Genomic DNA, 19,232 nt, shown 5'->3' with positions numbered 1-19,232 from the left:
TTTATCAGAGAAGCAATAAAAAACAAGAAGCCCTTTATTATGAGGACTTCTTGTAGAGGTAGCCTATCAAATTATTAAAGCAGTTGTAATAACGAAGAAACCTTTGAGCCGTTTAATGCACGGATAGCGGCAATAATCGTATCAGCTTGCTCCGTAACTGAAGCGAGCTTGCTCTCTAATTCCGCTGTTGTTAATGGATTAGAAGGGGAGCCCTTTGGATTAATGCCTCTGGCAGATAATTGTGTGCCATCTGTTAAGCGAATATCTATTTGCGTGTATTTGGACACAGCTTCAAGGTCGTTGGAGCGCTTTACTTTTTTCATATACTGTTGCAATGTGCTATCAATTGGTTCTGGTAGAAAAGAAGCTAAATGCAAAGGTCTATTGGCTAAAATTAATGACACAATATATTCGATGCTAAAGCGGCCTTCCTCACATGTTTTTGGTTCACGAATCACAAGGGCGGCATCGCTATAATGAGAGAAGGTAATATGAATTTCTTCGATTTTTTCAGCAGTGATTGGGCCAATTTGTAATGCGGCATCAATGCCAAAATAAGAGCCAGAGCAGCAAGGATATAGCTTAAACCATAGCCCTGGTGAGGAGATACGCCAAGTTGCAGATGTTACATCTAACAATAATGCCTCTGCCTTTTTTGGTGTATTTTCACCATATAACGATAAAAAGCCAATATAGCCTTCTAAGCTATTATCATTTACGTGCATACCTACTTGTGCAAAACGAATCGCCTCGATAGCATGTTTGGCAGCAATACCTGCATGTAAAGGCTTTGTTTCTGTACCGAAATGAACGCGCATCCCGCTCGCCATTGTTGTCGCAAAGCCAATTGTACGGCATGTATCATCCACTGTTAAGCCAATTAAATATGCACCTGCAATGGCTGCACCGACAATGCCAATCGTTGACGTATTATGCCAGCCTTTTTCGTAATGAACATTGGATAGGGCAAGAGCAAGCTTTGCCATCGCCTCTACACCAATGGCATAGGCTTGTATCAAGCGTATACCTGTCGTATTTTCATCACATAAAGCAAACAATGTTGGGAGTAATACAGCACTCGGATGTCCTCGTAGCTCATGGTGTACATCATCAAAGTCTAGTGCATGTGCCATAAAGCCATTAATTAAAGCAGCTTGCTCAGGTGATGTATAAATAGAGTGACCAATCACCTTACTTGTCCCCGCATCAGCAAGCTGTAATAATTTATGTACGCCTGGATCATCTTTGCCACAATGGGTGACAGCGACAAAGTCAATAAGCCCACGCTTGGCATCTTCAATGGCAGCGATGTCTAGAGGCTTTAAAAATAGTTGATGAACAAAGCGCCTTGTAATATGGTTTACTGCCATTGCTTCAACACACTCACTGCAAGATTAGCAAAATAAGTAGCAGCAACAGCTATTGCATCCTCATTTAAACGATATTGAGGATGATGCCAGCCAAATGGCCCATCTACACCTACCCATACAAAATATCCAGGAATACGCTCTTGATAAAAGGCAAAATCTTCACCAGCAGGAACCATTTCGGCTTCAACCGCTTGATAACCACTTATATGAGCAGCCTCCTGCAGTACGTCTGTAAAGCGTGCATCGTTAAGGACGGTTGGTAAATAAGGGAACCATCTGAAATCAGCTGTTGCGCCATAGCTTGTAGCAATACCTTCCGCTAATGCTTTCATACGCTGTGGAATAGTAGCACGTGACGTGGCTTGGAATGTGCGTACAGTACCCTCTAGCTCTGCTTTTTCTGGGATCACATTCCATGTATTACCTGCTTGTAATTTTGTTACAGATAACACGGAGTTATCGAAAGAAGAGATATTACGGCTAATAATGGATTGGAATGCAGTAACAATTTGACTGCTAATCACAATAGGGTCTATTGTGCTTTCGGGAATACCTGCATGTCCACCTGTTCCGATAATATCTAATTCAAAACGGTCAACACTTGCCATTAAGGGGCCTGCTTTAATACCAATTGTACCAACAGGTAAATCGGGCTTATTATGCATGCTGAAAATAGCCTCCACACCTTCTAAGACGCCTGCATTTGCGACATATTCTGCGCCTTGTGCAGTTTCCTCAGATGGCTGGAAAATAAAGCGCACAGTACCTTTTAATAAATGGCGCTGTTGTTGTAATAAAATGGCTGTTCCTAGAATGGAGGCAGTATGGAAGTCATGTCCGCAAGCATGCATAACACCAGCGTTTTTAGAGCGGAATGGTACATCTGTTTGTTCTTCGATTGGCAGTGCATCAATATCAGCACGAATCGCAATGGTTGGCCCTTGCTGCTCGCCACGGACCTCTGCAATAACACCAACGCTCAATGGATACGTTAAAATCGTGATACCATGTTGCTGCAGCCAGTTCGTAATACGTTTTGTTGTTTCAAATTCTTGCATGGATAATTCAGGGTACTCATGCAATTCGCGTCGATAAGCAATTAATTGTTGTTGTAAGTCGTCTGTTATAGAAATAGAGGTCATCAAATGGCACCTTCACTTTCTGAAGTAATTTGTCGAATAAACTTTTTCGTGCGCTCCTGCTGTGCATTTGCAAAAAATTCCTTGGCAGGTCCTTGTTCCACAATATGGCCATCCGCCATAAAAATAATATGGTCAGCAACTTCTCGTGCAAAATCCATCTCATGTGTCACAATAATCATTGTTATTTTTTGTTCAGCTAATTTTTTAATAACATACAATACTTCTTGCACAAGCTCTGGGTCAAGGGAAGAAGTGGGCTCATCAAATAAAATCACATGCGGCTTTTGTGCGAGTGCACGGGCAATACTCACACGCTGCTGTTGTCCACCAGACATCGTGACAGGGTAATTATCACGCTTCGTTTCTAAGCCAACTTCGCTTAAAAGCTGCATACCAATTTTATCGGCTTCCGCTTTTGGTGTCTTTTTCACAACAATTAATGATTCTGTAACATTTTCTAATGCTGTTTTATTTTTATATAAATTATAGTTTTGGAACACCATTGCTGTTTTAGAGCGTAGGCTTTGAATATCCTTTTTTGTTGGCTTTGCGGCATCTAAACGTGCATCATCAATTTCGATGATGCCTTGTTGCGGCTGCTCTAAATAATTTAAGCAGCGGATCAGTGTCGATTTCCCAGAGCCAGAAGGACCGATAATTGCCAACACTTCACCTTGCTTAATTTCAAAGCTAATACCTTTTAAGACATCTAATGCACCAAAACTTTTGACTAAATTTGTTACTTTTAACATCAATCGTCACCTCTATGTTTTATATGGGCGATCCAAATATTTCTCGATCAGCTTTTGCACATACGTATAGACAACAATAATTGCCCAATATACTAATGCTACAGTTAAATAGGCTTCAAAGTAGCGGAAGGAGTTAGAGGCTTGCATTTTTGCCTCTGCAAAAATTTCGACTACACCAAGTGTAAAAGCAAGGGATGTTTCTTTAATTAAGCTAATAAATGTATTACCTGTACCTGGCAGAGCATTGCGTAAAGCTTGTGGCAAAATAATACGGCGATATGCTTGGAACTTTGACATACCTCCTGCAAGACATGCTTCTAGCTGTCCTTTTTCAACAGAAGCGAAGGCTGCACGGAAAATTTCAGCTAAAAAGGCAGCTTGCTTAAAACCTAAACCGATAATAGCGGCAGTGACAGCATCTAGCTTTGTAAAAACAGGGAACAGTTGCGGTAAACCGTAGTAAATTAAAAATAGCTGTACAAGCATTGGAATTGCTCGGAAGAAGGAAATATAGACATTGGCTGCGTAAATTAAAATTTTGAAGTTTGTTTTATATACCAGTGCTAAAGCTAAACCAATAGCTACGGCAATAATCATTGCGATTATTGCCATAAGTAATGTGATTGGAATGTACTTTAAAATGGCAGGGAGAACTTCAATCATATAAGAAAAATCTAAGTTCATATCCATCTGACGCCTTTCTGTACAAAATAGTGATTATTCTACTTTCACAGTGATATCTTCACCACCGTAATATTTTTCAGATATTTTTGTTAATGTACCGTCTTCACGTAATTTTTGAATTTCTGTATTGATCGCTTTAATTAATTCCTCATTTTCAGCTGTTTTACGGAATGGGAAGGCAACATCCTCATAGATAAATGGTTCGCCAACAAATTTTAATGGTAAATCACTTTTTTGAATTTCTGCTAATAAAGAAGACTTGGCATTGACATAGCCATCTACACGCTTGTTAATCGCTTCTAATTGTGCGCCATCACGGTTTTCATATGTACGAATCGTGATATCGCCGTTTTTATCAAAGCTTTCTAAGTTTTTCACGTTGTTTGAGCCAAGTACACCTGATACTGTTTTTCCTTTTAAATCATCTAATGTATTAATATCTGCATTGTCCTTATGTGTAACAATTGTCACCCCTGCATAAGAGTATGCATCAGAGAAAGCATATTTTTCTTTACGCTCATCCGTTACAGCAACGGCATTAGCAATTGTATCAATTTTATCAGCTTCTAGTTGCCCCATTAAGCCACTAAAATCCGAGTTTACCCATTCTACAGAGTAGCCTAGATTTGCAGCAATCGCTTCAATTACTTCTACATCAAAGCCCACTAATTTATCACCATCTTTATAGCCATTTGGATAAGATTGCCCTGTTGAGCCAACACGTAATACTTTGTTGTCATCAGCAGAATCTTTATCCGATCCTTGTTCGTTTGTGCTACCACCACATGCTGCTAATACAAGTGCGAATACAGCGATAAATGCTGTCAGTAAAATTTTCTTTTTCATCTATTAAGCCTCCAAAATGTTCTTTTTATAATAGTTTGTCAGATGACCCTTACCTAAATCTTTTTGCCCAAATTTTACATAGCCCTTTTTCTCATACATTGTGCCAAGCCATGGATGAGAGTCTGCTGTACCTAGTGTTACATAGGGTACTTTCAACTGCTCTTTCAATATGGTTGTTTCTAGCCATTCCAACAGAGCAGAGCCAATGCCTTTTTTTCCGCTATTGGGGAGGCTAGCAAACCAGCCAATATGTGGAACAGGGCAGGGACCGGGATTTGGTCCCCATGGCATACGGAGCGATACAGTGGATAGCACAACACCATCATCCTCTAAAAAATAGCAAAGATTATAGATTAAATGCGCTTGTACCTGCTGTAATGTAACGGTTGTTGCATCAAAATGTACGCCGTATTGTAAATTTTCTGCATAGGAAGCATGCAGTAAATTGCGCAATATTTCTGCATCATCGAGTGTTGCTGCACGATATGTATAGGTCATAAGCAAGCCTCCTCTTTCACCTGTTTGTAATGCGCTAAAACTTCCTCTACTTTTGCTGGTGCAAGCCCAACATAAGAGGCATAGTCGAAAATATTTGTTAATTGTTCTTCTGTGAAACTAGCTGTAATGCGTTCATCTTGTGCTAAAAGCTCTTTAAATGGCACATTGTTTTCAAGTGCTGTCATTGAAATTTCATAGAGAATATGGTGGGCAGTTTGCTTCCCAAATTGGCTAGAAAGCTCAAACATTATCTTTTCAGATAATAGTAAACCACCTAATTTGTCTAAGTTTTTCAACATATTTTGTGGCTTCACGACTAAGCCTTGTAATGCGGCAATGGTAGTAGCTAGCTGAGATGATAAGTAAATCGTGATTTCAGGTAAAGCAATCCATTCTGCACGCCATGACATGGCATCACGCTCATGTTCAACAATTAAGGAATGCTGCATCAGCGATACATTTTGTAAAATAGGGCGAGTTAAGCTTGCAATGCCCTCAAACATCGCTGGATTACGTTTATGTGGCATTGTGGATGAGCCGACATTTCCTTTGGAGAAAGGTTCCTCCACCTCATCAATCTCTGTGCGCATTAAGTTATAAAATTCATTGGCTAATTTGCCAAGCGTCCCACTAATAAAGCCAAGTACACTTGCGTATTCTGCTAAGCGATCACGTGAGGAGTGCCAGCAAATTTCAGGTGCTTGAAGTGCTAAAATTTCCATAGCACGCTGCTCAATAGCAATGCCCTGCTCTCCAAATGATGCATATGTACCAACACCACCGCTAATATTACCAGCAAAAGCGCGCTCCTCGATTTGTTGTAGACGCTCAATATGACGTAATATTTCGCTTAATACGACAGCCATTTTAAAGCCGAATGTTGTTGGCAAGCCTTGCATGCCATGTGAACGACCTGCGATTAATGTAAGCTTATGTTCTTTAGCAAGTACGGCTAGGGCATCTGCTACCTTCAATACATCACGTCGAATAATTTGATGTGCTTCTTTAAGTTGTAGGATAGTGCCTGTATCCACAATATCTTGTGTTGTAGCACCATAATGAACAAATTCGCCATGCTCGCCACTAATTTCTTGAATAGCCTTAATGGTTGGCATTAGTGAGTGTTTGAGCTTCGCCATATTTGCAGCAAGCTGTTCGAGATCGAAATGTGCTTGACTTGCTTGTTTGACAATTTCCTCAGCTGCTTCTTGGGGAATAACACCAAGCTCACCTTCTGCCTGTGCTAAAGCAATTTCTACAGCTAGATGCTTTTGTAATCTATTTTCATCAGACCAAACATTGCGCATTTCCTCTGTACCGAAGTTGTTTTTCAACATTATCATATCAATTACATGTGAGGGCATTTTATTATCTCCTTTTAAAACCAACTATTTCACTAAAGTTTATTATGAAACAAAGTATACTGGTTTACTCTGTTTTTATCAAGAATAATTTTAAAATTTTCGAATTTTTCTCTTAATTTGATTAAGCATTTTAAATAGGAAGAAAGTATAGTTATTTAGTGCAAATTTAATAACGTTAATTCTTAATTAATGATGGTTTATTCGTAGGAGATAATGACAAAAGGACTTCCATAAAGAGGAGGGTAACAAAAATTGTGCAGACTCTTTTCTAAAGGGGAGCTTCTGCGGATTGGAAAAAGGACTGTTTTTTGTCAAAATTATATCTTTCAGCATAGTCAAATTACGGGCAAAATCGTTTATAATAAAGCTATTCATAATAGAAAGTAGTGAAATGATATGGCAACAGGCACACATACGGTCGAAGTACCTGTAGGAATTGAACATGTATGGGATTTCGTTAGCGATATGGAAAAATGGGCAAAGCTTGTCCCAGGCTATAACGCACATAAAATGATTGATGATAAGCACTCTACATGGACTTTTAAAGGCAATGTTGGTGTTTTGAAAAAAACAGTAGAGGTAGAGATTACGATTTTAGAATGGGTAGCGCCAACAAAAGTAACTTTTGAATTGAAAGGTATTTCTGATAACTTTTCAGGAAATGGTTATTTCCTTGCAGAAAGCTTAGATGCTGAAAACACAAAAATGACAGGCTTTTTAGAAGTAACAGCAGGCGGATTAGCGGGTCCTGTTTTAAACCCAATTTTCAAACCTATCGTACCAAAAGCTACACAAATGCTAACAGATCGTGTAGCAAATAAAATTAAATTAGTGAATGTTTAATCAACATACGTAACAGTAAAAATGGCATGCTAGAGAGCAATTCTAGCATGCCATTTCTTTGTGAGCCTTCTCGCATACTATCCTTTGCATAGTCATATGATGCAAGGGGAGGGATTATTATCGAACACAAAACTTGGAAGATGTGTGAAACATTTTGTTTTCCTGGCTATGGTTGCCCAACAGAAATAGCAGCTGTGCAAATTAAACCACAGTGGCAGACAATGCAATTAGAGGACTCGCTTCGACTGATGGGTATTTACCATATTACTGCACATGTACGCTTTGATTTTCAGGATATGCAGGCTTATATGGAGCAAGAGGATATTATCGCTATTGATGCGCTTGATATTCAAGGGGATACGGGCTATTTTGAATATGCCGTACCTTTGCATATCGATTTGCCAAAAGAATCAGATGTAAAAGATTTAATGATTAAAGATATTCGCCCTAGTTTAACAAACCAAATGTGTCAACTGGAGTGGACAGTAACAAGTGTCTTTAATGAACTAGAACCTATTGTAGAAAAAGTGCCTGTAAGCGTTGCGGAGGAAGAACAGTCAGTTGCCATTGTAGCAGAAAGTGTGCCAGTAAAGCAGCATACTGCTGTAGCAGCTTCACACCAAGAGATAACGACAACAACAGATCAAAAAGTGACGCTGAGAGAATCCTCAAGCCATATTGTTGTACGTGAGTCGAGCTCTTGGCATGAAGTACCTTCAATGATTTGGGATTTAACGGAGGAATATACACCGCTAAAAGTCCGTGTTTCAAATGATATCTTTCAAAAGTAAGTAGCAAAGCAGCAGCAAAACTAGTAAAAAAATAAGATCGCCAGATGTTGGCACAATAATAACACGGATAAATTGAAAAGCACAAAGCGGTACGATAATCGTTCGACAATAGAAACGAATTTGTCGTAGCCATGGTGGTAAAAGCCAAGGGTTATATTTACGTCGACGCATTTAATGATTCACTTCCTTTTCACAGTTCCTAAAAACAATGAAATCACTTGAAAGACAACACGATTTTGCGGTACAATAAGGAAAATTCAATATGGATGCAATGATAGGGAAGAGTAAATTTGTTGTACATTTTAAGAGAGGAAATGGTAGCTGGGAAATTTCCATTTGTACGAAATTGAAGGTAGCCCTTGAGCAGCTTTAGTGAACTAATAGTAGTTAAAGCCGGTTAAACACCGTTACCGAATTAAGAGCCAGTAGGGTAGGCTAAGAAAAATTCTTAACCACTGCTGGAATTAAAGGTGGTACCGCGAACTAAAACTCCTTCGTCCTTTTAGACGACAGGAGTTTTTTTATTGGGTAAAAAATGAACAGCATTTCTTTACCAATAGTTTTCAAACAATAGGAGGAGTCAAGATGACAGAAAACATTTCAATGCCAACGAAGTATGACCCACAGTCCATTGAGGCTGGACGCTATGAATGGTGGCTACAAGGTAAATTTTTTGAGGCACAGCCTGAAAGTGGCAAAAAGCCTTATTCCATCGTTATTCCACCACCAAATGTAACAGGTAAACTACATCTGGGTCATGCTTGGGATACAACCTTACAAGATATCATTATCCGCATGAAGCGTATGCAAGGATACGATGCACTATGGTTACCAGGGATGGACCATGCAGGTATAGCAACACAAGCAAAAGTAGAAGCCAAGCTACGTGAGGATAATATTACACGTTATGATTTAGGACGTGAAAAATTCCTCGAAAAAACATGGGAATGGAAAGAAGAATATGCTGGACATATTCGTGATCAATGGGCAAAGCTTGGTCTTGGCTTAGATTATACACGTGAACGCTTTACCCTTGATAAAGGGCTATCAGATGCTGTTAAAACTGTTTTTGTACAATTATATGAAAAAGGCTTAATTTATCGTGGTGAACGTATTATTAACTGGGATCCTGCGGCGAAAACAGCATTATCTGATATTGAAGTAATTTATCAGGATGTGCAAGGTGCATTTTATCATATGAAATATCCACTAGCTGATGGTTCAGGTCATGTGGAAGTTGCGACAACACGTCCAGAAACAATGCTTGGTGACTCAGGCGTAGCTGTGCACCCAGATGATGAGCGCTACCAACATTTAATTGGCAAAACTGTTATTTTACCAATTGTAGGACGTGAAATTCCAATTGTAGCCGATGACTACGTAGATAAAGATTTTGGTACAGGTGTTGTAAAAATGACACCAGCGCATGACCCGAACGACTTTGAAGTAGGGAATCGTCATAATTTAGAGCGCATTCTTGTGATGAATGAAGATGGCACAATGAATGAGCTAGCTGGTAAATATCAAGGTATGGATCGTTTTGAATGTCGTAAGCAAATCGTAGCTGATTTACAAGAGGCTGGCGTGTTATTTAAAATTGAAGAGCATATGCACTCTGTTGGTCATTCAGAGCGTTCAGGTGCTGTTGTAGAGCCATATTTATCAGCACAATGGTTTGTAAAAATGCAGCCACTTGCAGATGCTTCACTAGAATTACAAAAGAATGAAGCAGGGAAAGTAAACTTTGTACCAGCTCGTTTTGAAAACACATATTCTCGCTGGATGGAAAATATTCGCGACTGGTGTATCTCTCGCCAATTATGGTGGGGCCATCAAATTCCAGCTTGGTATCATAATGAAACAGGTGAAATTTACGTTGGCAAAGAAGCACCAGCAGACAGCGAAAATTGGACACAAGATGAAGATGTACTGGATACATGGTTCTCCTCTGCGCTATGGCCATTTTCTACAATGGGCTGGCCAGATGAAGCAAATGCAGAATACAAACGCTACTACCCGACAAATACGCTCGTAACTGGCTATGATATTATTTTCTTCTGGGTATCGCGTATGATTTTCCAAGGCATTGAATTTACAGGACAACGACCATTTAAAGATGTGTTAATTCACGGTTTAGTACGTGATGGTGAAGGACGTAAAATGAGTAAATCACTTGGCAATGGTGTCGATCCAATGGATGTTATTGAACAATATGGTGCAGACTCATTGCGTTATTTCCTAGCAACAGGCTCTTCTCCAGGTCAAGATTTACGTTATACAACAGAAAAGGTAGAGTCCATATGGAATTTTGCCAATAAGATTTGGAATGCATCACGTTTTGCGCTAATGAATATGGACGGTATGACATATGATGACATTGACCTAACAGGTGAAAAATCAGTCGCTGACAAATGGATTTTAACACGTTTAAACGAAACAATTGAACGCGTAACATCACTTGCAGAGCGTTATGAATTTGGTGAAGTAGGTCGTGAGCTTTACAATTTCATTTGGGATGATTTCTGTTCTTGGTATATTGAAATGGCAAAATTACCGCTATATGGTGAGGATGAAGCAGCGAAAAAGACAACGCGTTCTATTTTAGCTTACGTACTTGATCAAACAATGCGTCTATTACATCCATTTATGCCTTTCATTACAGAAGAAATCTGGCAGCACTTACCACACGATGGTGAATCAATTACAGTAGCTGCATGGCCAACAGTACGCACAGACCTTCATTTTGCTGAAGAAGCAGATAATATGAAGCTTCTAATGGATATTATACGTTCGGTACGTAATATTCGTGCGGAAGTGAATACACCAATGAGCAAAAAAGTACCATTGTTTATTTCAGCAAAAGATGCTACAACAGTGGCAGTGCTTGAAACAAATAAAGCCTATTTAGAAAAATTCTGTAACCCTGAAACATTAACAATTGGTGAGAACTTAGAGGCTCCAGGTCAATCAATGACAGCAGTTGTTACAGGCGCACAAGTTTTCTTACCGCTTGTTGGGCTTATTAACCTAGAGGAAGAAATTGCTCGTCTTGAAAAAGAGCTAGAGAAATGGGCAAAAGAAGTAAAACTTGTAACAGGTAAGCTATCTAATGAGAAATTTGTTGCTAAAGCACCTGAAGCATTAGTAAACGCAGAGCGTGAAAAATTAGCAGATTATGAGAGCAAGCATGCCGTTGTCTTGAAACGCTTAGAGGAACTGAAAAATATGTAAAAAAATCGGTGGATGGCAATAAAGTCATCCATCTTTTTTTATTTTATGCAACGAAAGATATATGTTGTGTTAGGTAAAAGTATATAGTAAAATCAAGGATAATTAGTAGTATAGATGAGTGTCGTTTTATATAAATTAGGAAGCAAAGACTAATGTTTTGTTGGCGAAAATAGTAAATATCCCATTAAATGGAGGTATTGTAGATGACAGGGAATATTGCAACAATTATTACAAAGGTGAATAGAGCTTGTGACGATCTTGATTTTGTTAGTGCAAGGGTACTAATCGAAACAAATCTTTTAAAATTATCAGAAGCAAAGTATTACCGATTATTGAATACGAGTGGTCGTGTATTGATCAAACATATACTAGCAAGCAATAGCGAGCAAAAAGAAGAAACGAAATTATCACGTACGGATTTATTAACCATTCATAAAATTAATGAATATTGTTCGAACTTTGATATTTCTATGCTTAAAAGAACATTAAAAAATTCCTTTGAATTAGTGCAACGTTCAGATGTATTGCCACTTTTAAATAATGACGCCAAAATTATTTTAGATAATATGGGTGCTTTATTGGGAACGCGCCAGCTAATGAATTAAACAAAAATAGTTAAACACACAGAAAGGTTCACACCTATCTGTGTGTTTTTTCTATTGAAATCGCTGTTATTCAACGTTACTTGTACTAAAATAGAGATATTGCATGAAAAGGAAGTGTTTTTGTTGTTTAATACAATGGATGAATGTACTAAATTTATTTTTTCATTAAAAGCAGTTGACCATAAACGTGCACCGCTTGTCCTTATGCGAGAGGTGCTAGCGCTTTTAGATAACCCTCACAACAAGCTACGCATTATTCATGTAGCTGGCTCTAACGGAAAGGGCTCAACGGTAAACGCATTAAGAGAAATGCTACAACATGCCAATTACAAAGTAGGCGCATTTACATCGCCACATCTAGAACGTGTAAATGAACGGATAACGATTAATGGTAAGCCCATTTCAGATCAGCATTTTTTAGCTTATTTTAATAAGCTCGCACAAATCATAGAGCAACACTATAATGGTGATTTTCCAAGCTTTTTTGAGGTTGTTACACTTATTATGTTCCAATACTTTGCAGACGAAGGTATTGATATCGCATTGATTGAAGCAGGACTTGGTGGACGCCTTGATGCAACAAATGTTGTCACACCGCTTCTTGCTATTATTACAACAATTTCACTGGAGCATACAGCGTTTTTAGGAGATACATTTGCAAAGGTCGCTGCTGAAAAAGCTGGCATTATTAAAGAAGGCATTCCTGTTATTGTAGGCGTTCACAATCAGGAAGCATTAGCGGTCATAACAGAAACGGCTATGCAACAGCAGGCTCCATGCTTTGTTTTAGGGCAAGACTTTACAGTGACTACGAGCTTGCAAGGGGTAGATGGTCAGCGCTTTACTTATCAAATGGGCAATAAGTTAATGACGGATATCGCATTAAAAATGGCTGGCTCACATCAGATTGATAATGCAAGCCTTGCGATTACAGCAATGCTTACATTGCGTGAAAAGAATGCGATTACGGTTACTGACCAAGCTATTCGCCAAGCATTGCAAGGTGCACAGTGGGCAGGGCGCTTTGAACAATGGCAAGACTATATTGTACTAGATGGTGCACATAATTCAGAGGGAACGACTGCACTTATTCAAACGTTGAAAGAGGTATATCCAAACTATCACTATCACTTTGTCTATGCAGCATTAGCAGATAAAGATCATGCAACTAGTATTGCATTAATGGATGCCGTTGCTGCCTCCATTGCTTTTACACAAATTGGTTTACCAAATGCTATGTCTGCCAAAAGCTTAGCACAGCTGTCGACGAATGCGAAGAAAAGCGATAATGAAAATTGGCAAGCCACGATTAGCATGTTATTACGCAAAAGGCAGCCTACTGACATAATTGTGATTACAGGTTCTCTTTACTTTATCGCTGAAGTTCGTCAGTGGCTACAGGAGGTAAAGGAATGATTCCTAAATTAAATTATTATAAAGAGCATTGGCATGTTCACAGCGATGATGTGATTAAGCCCGGCCTTACAGCAATGAAAGAGGCGCTATCCTTAGTAGGCAATCCAGAGCAGCTAGTGCCAACCGTTCATCTAGCGGGTACAAACGGAAAAGGGTCAACATTAACATTTCTTGAAGCAATTGCAAAGGAGCATGGCTTATGTGTCGGTAAATTTATGTCACCGTGCATTGTCGATGTGCATGACCAAATTCAAGTAGATGGGCAAGCGATTTCACAGGCTGCGATGGATAAGGTTTTTCAGCAAATGCAACGCGCTGGTCTTAGTGGAAAGCTCACAGATTTTGAGCTATTAACAGTTGCGGCATTTCTACACTTTAGCAATAGTAATGTTGATATTGCTCTTATTGAAGCGGGGATGGGAGGCTTATTGGATAGCACCAATGTTGTGATACCAATTGTTTCCATTATTCCAAGCATTGCTTTAGAGCATACACAGTTTTTAGGGGATACGCTTGCAAGTATAGCGCATCATAAAGCAGGTATTATTAAAGAACAACGACCAGTTATAATTGGGGAATTGCCAGAAGAGGCAAAGCGTGTTGTTGAACAAGAAGCCATACAAAAAAAGGCAGCTATTTTTGAGCTAGGATATCACTTTTCTGTCGTGCAAACGAGTAATGGGGAATGCTATCGGAATAATAAGCATTTATACGAAATTTCCAACCTTCAACGTACAATGAAGGGGACACATCAGGCAAATAATATGGCATTGGCAATTACAGCATTTTTAGAAGTGGCAGCTACTTTAAATATAGCACCGAGCTCAGCAGCTATTCGACAAGCTATTAAAAATGCCGCTATTTTAGGACGCTTTGAAGAAATTATACCCTTTATTATTGTAGATGGTGCGCATAATCCAGCGAGTGTAGCGAAATTAGTGGAAACAATTCAGCATGAGTTTCCAAATGAAGCCATAACCTTTGTTGTTGGTATACTTGCAGATAAAGATGTCCAACAAATTTTAAGATTGTTGGAGCAGGTTAGCGACCATTTTTATTTCGTTGATTTTGACAATTCTCGCGCAATGGCTGCCGAACAATTGATGGCACTTTCCAATGCGACAAAGAAAGCAGTTTTGCTAGACTATGTTTCCTTTTTACAGCAGCAATCTACCAACAAAGAGCACACAATTGTAGCAGGCTCATTGTATTTATTAACAGCGGTGCGTAATCGTTTATTGATTGAGGATGCTTAAGAGTAGTTTACAAGCAAAAACACAGCGCCTATTGTGAGTAGAGGCTGTGTTTTTTTTGCGAAAATTTGGGGTTGAATATTGTCAATAATGGTTTTAAAGTCTAGTTCGATGCCTATTGATCCAATGCATCTAAATCTGTATATGTCTTTGGCTATGCCGCTTCTTTTGGCTGTGCATAATCTGAAGTGTTGCTATTATGGCTTGAAGATGTTTATGATGAGTACTAAATATTTTATTCTTATAGATTAATACCTATCATCTTGTTTAAAAAATTTTTTTGAGATGAAGATACTAATAAATGCAGAAAAAACTATAACGGGAGCCATAAATAGTAGTTTATATTGATTCCAAGGTGTTGTGATAGCGATAATGATAGATATTATAAGAACAATAAAAGTAGCCAATAATTGCTGTTTTACATTTAATTTTAGCAATACACATAATCCTCCCAATCCTATAGCGATGTTGGTTAAAGAAATTCGATAAAGAGAATATCTAACCCTTTCTTAAGCAGTAAAAGATTAATATAAAGTACCATTTGGATATATAGAGAAAAAGTAGCGACTCGATTTGAGAGCTACTTTTTTGTTTTATTCTTTTAATATGAAACTATACCTATATCTAATACCGCATCCTCTGATATCCAACTTGCACTTTGTGAAGTTCTTGTACTCTGTTTACCATTTGTTGTGTTATAGTAATAGACAACATACTTCTCTTGGTTGTGTTTAAAAGTTTCCTTTTGTTTAACCACAACATAATAAGAATATTGTGTACGTGTAGAATCATAATACCCATTTAAAGAAGCTGTTAGTAGTGGATTGACAACCCCCACACCTAAAGAAGCCAATAATACACCTACTGCAACAATAGGCGCCCCCCATACCATAGTAATTGCAGCAGCAACTACAGAAATAGCAGCATCTTTTTTAAAGTCAAACATAAATTTTTTAATTTGATCTACTTTACTTTTTCCATATAAAGTACCACATTGATTTAATGTCCAATTACACTTTGATGCAATAAATGCATAAGGTCTAGGGAGAGTAGTATTATAAAGTGAAATTTCCCCTGATTCTACGGTAATAAAATCATTAACGTTATATGTTTCTTCAACATCGCTTTCAATATATACAATTTCTTCAGATTCAGATTCTTTAACATCGAATAATTGGTTGTAAATAATCTCATCTTTAGTTGTATTTCCAGACCCATCTATAAAAGTTTCAATATACCCATCACTTATAGTTTCAGAAGCTGGTATCTCTTCGGTCTGAGATTGTATAGGTTGCAATCATACTGATACTAATAAAAAGCTGGTTAAAAAATAGTGAAAATTTTACGACTCATAAAAATCACTACTTCTTTCTATTTATTTTGCTAGATTTCATTTTTTGGATGTTGGTTTTCATTTATTTGCGTATAGTATTTCTTAAAAAAAACGAACGATGTAAAAATAATTAAGTAAGGGTAGAATTATTGCCATAGGTTACAGCAATAAGTTTGTTTCTCAACTAGTAAAATTTGTCCCTATATTAAAAAGCTATCCAGTAGCAGGATAGTATCGTTTTCAATAACACCTCCGCATGTACACTTCTTATTTTACATATACTGATACCATATGAAGGTCATAATGGTATAGCTATGTGGAAGGATGAGGTGATAAATAAATGAAAATTGTTAGTCGTGTCATGAAAAAACAAATCGTGCGAGCAATCATTATTGGTGGAGTTGTTGGTTTATTAGGTGTAGCTATCTTTTTAGGGGTGCTCCAAGCAAGTACACAGATACCTTTACCAAAAAATAATGGTGGAGTGGCAAAGAATGAATCGCAAGCAGAAACGATTCCAACAGCAGGGGAGAATACCTCAAATGCATCAATGTTTTTTGCCAGCCAAGCGGGCGTCTATTCCAATTATGAAAGTGCCAGTGCATTTATTGCTGAATATCCTTCTTTAAAAGAAAGTGCGATTATTCAGGCTGAGGGTAAATACTATGTCTGGACAAGTATTGTGACAGAAGAAAGTCAGCTTGAATTTTTACAGGACCCTGCAACCTTTAAAAAGGCATTTCGTGTCAGTGGTGAAAGCTGTAAGGAGCCTACACTTGCAGAAATTCCTGCTGCCTTAGAAGATAAAGACGGTAAAAAATTAAATTTTAAGGAAGATGCGAAAGATTCAACATTGCCTGAGGATTGGCAAACAATCGGCAAGGCAGCTTCAACGATTTCCGATGATATCAATATTATTCGCTTACATGTTTTTGCTCATTATCAATCGAAAAATACTTGTCTTCAAGTGACATTTTAAGCTGAAATCAACATTATCTTGATTTTTTGAAAATTTTCAAATTATCCATTCTTCGGTATGATAGAAAATAAGGAGGAATGGTTAGATAATGTTACAAACAAATCATCAGCTTGTGCTTGCTTCTGCATCACCAAGACGAAGGGAATTGCTGGACTTGCTAACACTACCATTTACAGTGATAACAAGTGAAGTAGAAGAAACAAGTGTACAAGCGACAACAATGCAGTCGTATGTAAAAGGAGTAGCTCTGTTAAAGGCACGAGATGTGGCTAAAAAAGCAGCCGATGCCACAATTATTGGTGCTGATACAATCGTTGTTGCTAACGATGAGCTACTACATAAACCAAGGTCCCGTGAGGAGGCTATTGCCCATTTATTACGCCTATCAGGCAATAAGCATGTCGTGATGACAGCCGTGGCGATTATTGAGCCTGATGGCAAAGAAACCGTTTTTGTGGAGGAAACAACGGTTGTCTTTTATGAGCTATCACAGGAGCTAATTGAAGCCTACGTAGACTCAGGTGATCCATTTGATAAAGCAGGTGGATATGGTATCCAAACAATGGGAACACTGTTAGTCAAACGAATTGAAGGAGATTACAACAATGTTGTAGGTTTACCACTTGCAGCGTTGTTTTCGCAATTGGTAGACCTACAAATTGTCCAATTTGCGAAGGAGTGAGCATGTTTGTCAAATAATGTTTTGCCAACCTTAATGATACGCGATGTTCATATGGAAGACCGCCCTCGTGAGCGGCTGTTACGACAAGGGGCAAAAAGCTTATCAAATCAAGAGCTGCTTGCTATTTTATTACGGACAGGCACAAAGGAAGAATCTGTGCTTATGCTTGCGAATAGAGTGTTAAATGTTTTTGAACGCCTTCATTATTTAAAGCATGCAACGATTGAAGAAATGATGGCGATTAAAGGCATTGGCGAGGTGAAGGCCATTCAATTATTAGCTGCCATTGAGCTTGGCAGGCGACTGGCTCAAAAAAATAATGATGAAAAGTTTACAATACGCTCTCCAGAAGATGCTGCTGCGTATTTAATGCCTGATATGACCTCGCTGAATCAGGAACATTTCGTAGTTCTATTTTTAAATATTAAAAATCAGGTCATTCATAAGCAGACCATTTTTATTGGCTCGCTTAATGCCTCAATCGTTCACCCAAGGGAGGTATTTCGTGAGGCTGTTAAAAGGTCTGCGGCTTCGATTATTTGTGCTCATAATCATCCTAGCGGCGTACCAACACCGAGCACAGAGGATATTGAAGTGACCCAACGTATCGTAGAAGCAGGTTATATTATCGGCATTGAAGTTATTGATCATATTATTATTGGCGATCATCAATTTGTAAGTCTTAAGGAAAAAGGGTATTTTTAAGAGGCTGGGACAAAAAAAAATGTTAGACCATTTACAAGTTTGGTCTAACATTTTTTTGCGTTATTAGAACACATATACTTTAATAAATCACAAAAATAACATTCGTTTTTTGATTTTTCTCAATAAAATGAGTTATGTCCCAGCCTCTTTCAGATTGTAGACAAAAGGAATCGAGAAGTTCACGCTCGACCCCGCCCGCGGAAAGCGTCCGCCCGTAGTGGAAATCAGCGGCTTTCCTTGATTTCATTGTAAAAGAAAAATGACTGTAGGCAAACCCAAAATTCATTGAGTTTGTCTACAGTCTGTAAGCTCTGCATATAATTTGCAGAGCTTTTTCTTTATGATTAGTGAACCTTTTTTTTTATAAAACGTTAATGTATTCAGGAAAACTCTATTATCTTCACAGAAATTGGTAGTCTATTATGCATTGTCTTATAAGAATAAAAATTATATGCTAATCTATACGTACTATATTTAATTTAAGAGGGAATTAAAATAGTATCTTTTCTGCGAGATAAGGCATGTGGCACTACAAATTCTTGCACTTTTCCGTTATAATGAAGGGTATCAATTTTATCTTTATTCAGGAAAGACCCCCATCACAATTGTGGTGAGGTAAATAGGCGTGTAGTTTTTTCCAGGTATTAGACACCTACTGATGAAGATAGATGCTTTGGCGGGTGTTATGGATATTGAGAGGAGTCAATTGTGTGATGCACAATTCAATGTTCTATACAT

18 protein-coding genes and 1 other annotated feature are annotated in these 19,232 nt (G+C 38.2%); of the genes, 9 read left to right on the top strand and 9 right to left on the bottom strand.

Annotated elements, in window-relative coordinates; translation table 11 throughout:
• Positions 1–74: 74 nt before the first annotated feature.
• The 7 genes from MHB42_RS13330 to purB are packed head-to-tail and all read right to left on the bottom strand — an operon-like array spanning position 75 to position 6,656.
• Positions 75–1,370: an MmgE/PrpD family protein gene (locus MHB42_RS13330; protein WP_340806747.1), complete on the bottom strand. Its 1,296-nt coding sequence runs from the start codon at positions 1,368–1,370 to the stop codon at positions 75–77.
• The gene (locus MHB42_RS13325; RefSeq protein ID WP_340806746.1) at positions 1,361–2,512 is read right to left on the bottom strand and encodes an amidohydrolase; all 1,152 of its coding nucleotides are present in this window, start codon (positions 2,510–2,512) and stop codon (positions 1,361–1,363) included. The genes MHB42_RS13330 and MHB42_RS13325 overlap by 10 nt, the downstream gene beginning before the upstream one ends.
• Positions 2,512–3,264, bottom strand: a complete 753-nt coding sequence (locus MHB42_RS13320) for an amino acid ABC transporter ATP-binding protein (RefSeq protein ID WP_340806744.1) — start codon at positions 3,262–3,264, stop codon at positions 2,512–2,514. Before MHB42_RS13320 ends, MHB42_RS13325 begins: the two co-directional genes overlap by 1 nt.
• A gap of 12 nt (positions 3,265–3,276) precedes the next feature.
• The gene (locus MHB42_RS13315; protein WP_340808598.1) at positions 3,277–3,948 is read right to left on the bottom strand and encodes an amino acid ABC transporter permease; all 672 of its coding nucleotides are present in this window, start codon (positions 3,946–3,948) and stop codon (positions 3,277–3,279) included.
• 33 nt (positions 3,949–3,981) lie between these two features.
• A complete protein-coding gene (locus MHB42_RS13310) occupies positions 3,982–4,794 on the bottom strand; it encodes an amino acid ABC transporter substrate-binding protein (protein ID WP_340806742.1) in 813 nt (270 codons plus the stop codon).
• 3 nt (positions 4,795–4,797) lie between these two features.
• On the bottom strand, positions 4,798–5,292 hold the full coding sequence (locus MHB42_RS13305; RefSeq protein WP_340806740.1) for a GNAT family N-acetyltransferase: 495 nt from the start codon (positions 5,290–5,292) through the stop codon (positions 4,798–4,800).
• Positions 5,289–6,656, bottom strand: coding sequence for an adenylosuccinate lyase (gene purB / locus MHB42_RS13300; RefSeq protein WP_340806739.1), 1,368 nt, complete (start codon positions 6,654–6,656; stop codon positions 5,289–5,291). The genes MHB42_RS13305 and purB overlap by 4 nt, the downstream gene beginning before the upstream one ends.
• A gap of 396 nt (positions 6,657–7,052) precedes the next feature.
• Here purB and MHB42_RS13295 point away from each other — a divergent pair, with 396 nt between their 5' ends.
• Together MHB42_RS13295 and MHB42_RS13290 are read left to right on the top strand one after the other, a co-directional pair.
• Positions 7,053–7,499 carry a CoxG family protein gene (locus MHB42_RS13295; RefSeq protein WP_340806738.1) on the top strand — a complete coding sequence of 149 codons (447 nt, stop codon included), beginning with the start codon at positions 7,053–7,055 and terminating at the stop codon, positions 7,497–7,499.
• A 140-nt stretch (positions 7,500–7,639) separates the two neighbouring features.
• On the top strand, positions 7,640–8,290 hold the full coding sequence (locus MHB42_RS13290) for a valyl-tRNA synthetase (RefSeq protein ID WP_340806736.1): 651 nt from the start codon (positions 7,640–7,642) through the stop codon (positions 8,288–8,290).
• Here the strand turns inward: MHB42_RS13290 and MHB42_RS13285 are convergent.
• Entirely contained in the window at positions 8,267–8,461 is a 195-nt protein-coding gene (locus tag MHB42_RS13285) for a hypothetical protein (RefSeq protein ID WP_083448603.1), read from the bottom strand. The genes MHB42_RS13290 and MHB42_RS13285 overlap by 24 nt on opposite strands.
• Positions 8,462–8,552: 91 nt before the next feature.
• Positions 8,553–8,795: a binding site (T-box leader), on the top strand.
• 80 nt (positions 8,796–8,875) lie between these two features.
• Between MHB42_RS13285 and MHB42_RS13280 the strand changes: the two genes are divergently transcribed.
• The 4 genes from MHB42_RS13280 to MHB42_RS13265 all read left to right on the top strand — a co-directional run bounded on the left by MHB42_RS13280 (position 8,876) and on the right by MHB42_RS13265 (position 14,798).
• On the top strand, positions 8,876–11,521 hold the full coding sequence (locus MHB42_RS13280; RefSeq protein ID WP_340806735.1) for a valine--tRNA ligase: 2,646 nt from the start codon (positions 8,876–8,878) through the stop codon (positions 11,519–11,521).
• A 203-nt stretch (positions 11,522–11,724) separates the two neighbouring features.
• Positions 11,725–12,126, top strand: coding sequence for a hypothetical protein (locus tag MHB42_RS13275; protein WP_340806734.1), 402 nt, complete (start codon positions 11,725–11,727; stop codon positions 12,124–12,126).
• A 135-nt stretch (positions 12,127–12,261) separates the two neighbouring features.
• Positions 12,262–13,542, top strand: coding sequence for a bifunctional folylpolyglutamate synthase/dihydrofolate synthase (locus MHB42_RS13270; RefSeq protein ID WP_340806733.1), 1,281 nt, complete (start codon positions 12,262–12,264; stop codon positions 13,540–13,542).
• Positions 13,539–14,798: a bifunctional folylpolyglutamate synthase/dihydrofolate synthase gene (locus MHB42_RS13265; protein ID WP_340806731.1), complete on the top strand. Its 1,260-nt coding sequence runs from the start codon at positions 13,539–13,541 to the stop codon at positions 14,796–14,798. Before MHB42_RS13270 ends, MHB42_RS13265 begins: the two co-directional genes overlap by 4 nt.
• Before the next feature lie 598 nt (positions 14,799–15,396).
• Here MHB42_RS13265 and MHB42_RS13260 read toward each other — a convergent pair.
• Positions 15,397–16,092 carry a hypothetical protein gene (locus MHB42_RS13260; RefSeq protein WP_340806730.1) on the bottom strand — a complete coding sequence of 232 codons (696 nt, stop codon included), beginning with the start codon at positions 16,090–16,092 and terminating at the stop codon, positions 15,397–15,399.
• A gap of 376 nt (positions 16,093–16,468) precedes the next feature.
• Here MHB42_RS13260 and MHB42_RS13255 point away from each other — a divergent pair, with 376 nt between their 5' ends.
• From MHB42_RS13255 to radC, 3 genes are all read left to right on the top strand, one after another.
• A complete protein-coding gene (locus tag MHB42_RS13255; RefSeq protein WP_340806728.1) occupies positions 16,469–17,107 on the top strand; it encodes a hypothetical protein in 639 nt (212 codons plus the stop codon).
• 88 nt (positions 17,108–17,195) lie between these two features.
• Positions 17,196–17,789, top strand: a complete 594-nt coding sequence (locus MHB42_RS13250; RefSeq protein WP_340806726.1) for a Maf family protein — start codon at positions 17,196–17,198, stop codon at positions 17,787–17,789.
• Positions 17,790–17,822: 33 nt separating this feature from the next.
• A complete protein-coding gene (gene radC, locus MHB42_RS13245) occupies positions 17,823–18,494 on the top strand; it encodes a RadC family protein (protein ID WP_340808597.1) in 672 nt (223 codons plus the stop codon).
• Positions 18,495–19,232: the final 738 nt, after the last annotated feature.

The sequence above is a fragment of the Lysinibacillus sp. FSL K6-0232 genome (assembly GCF_038008325.1).
GTDB lineage: Bacteria > Bacillota > Bacilli > Bacillales_A > Planococcaceae > Lysinibacillus.
This window is presented reverse-complemented; position numbering and strand designations above follow the sequence as displayed.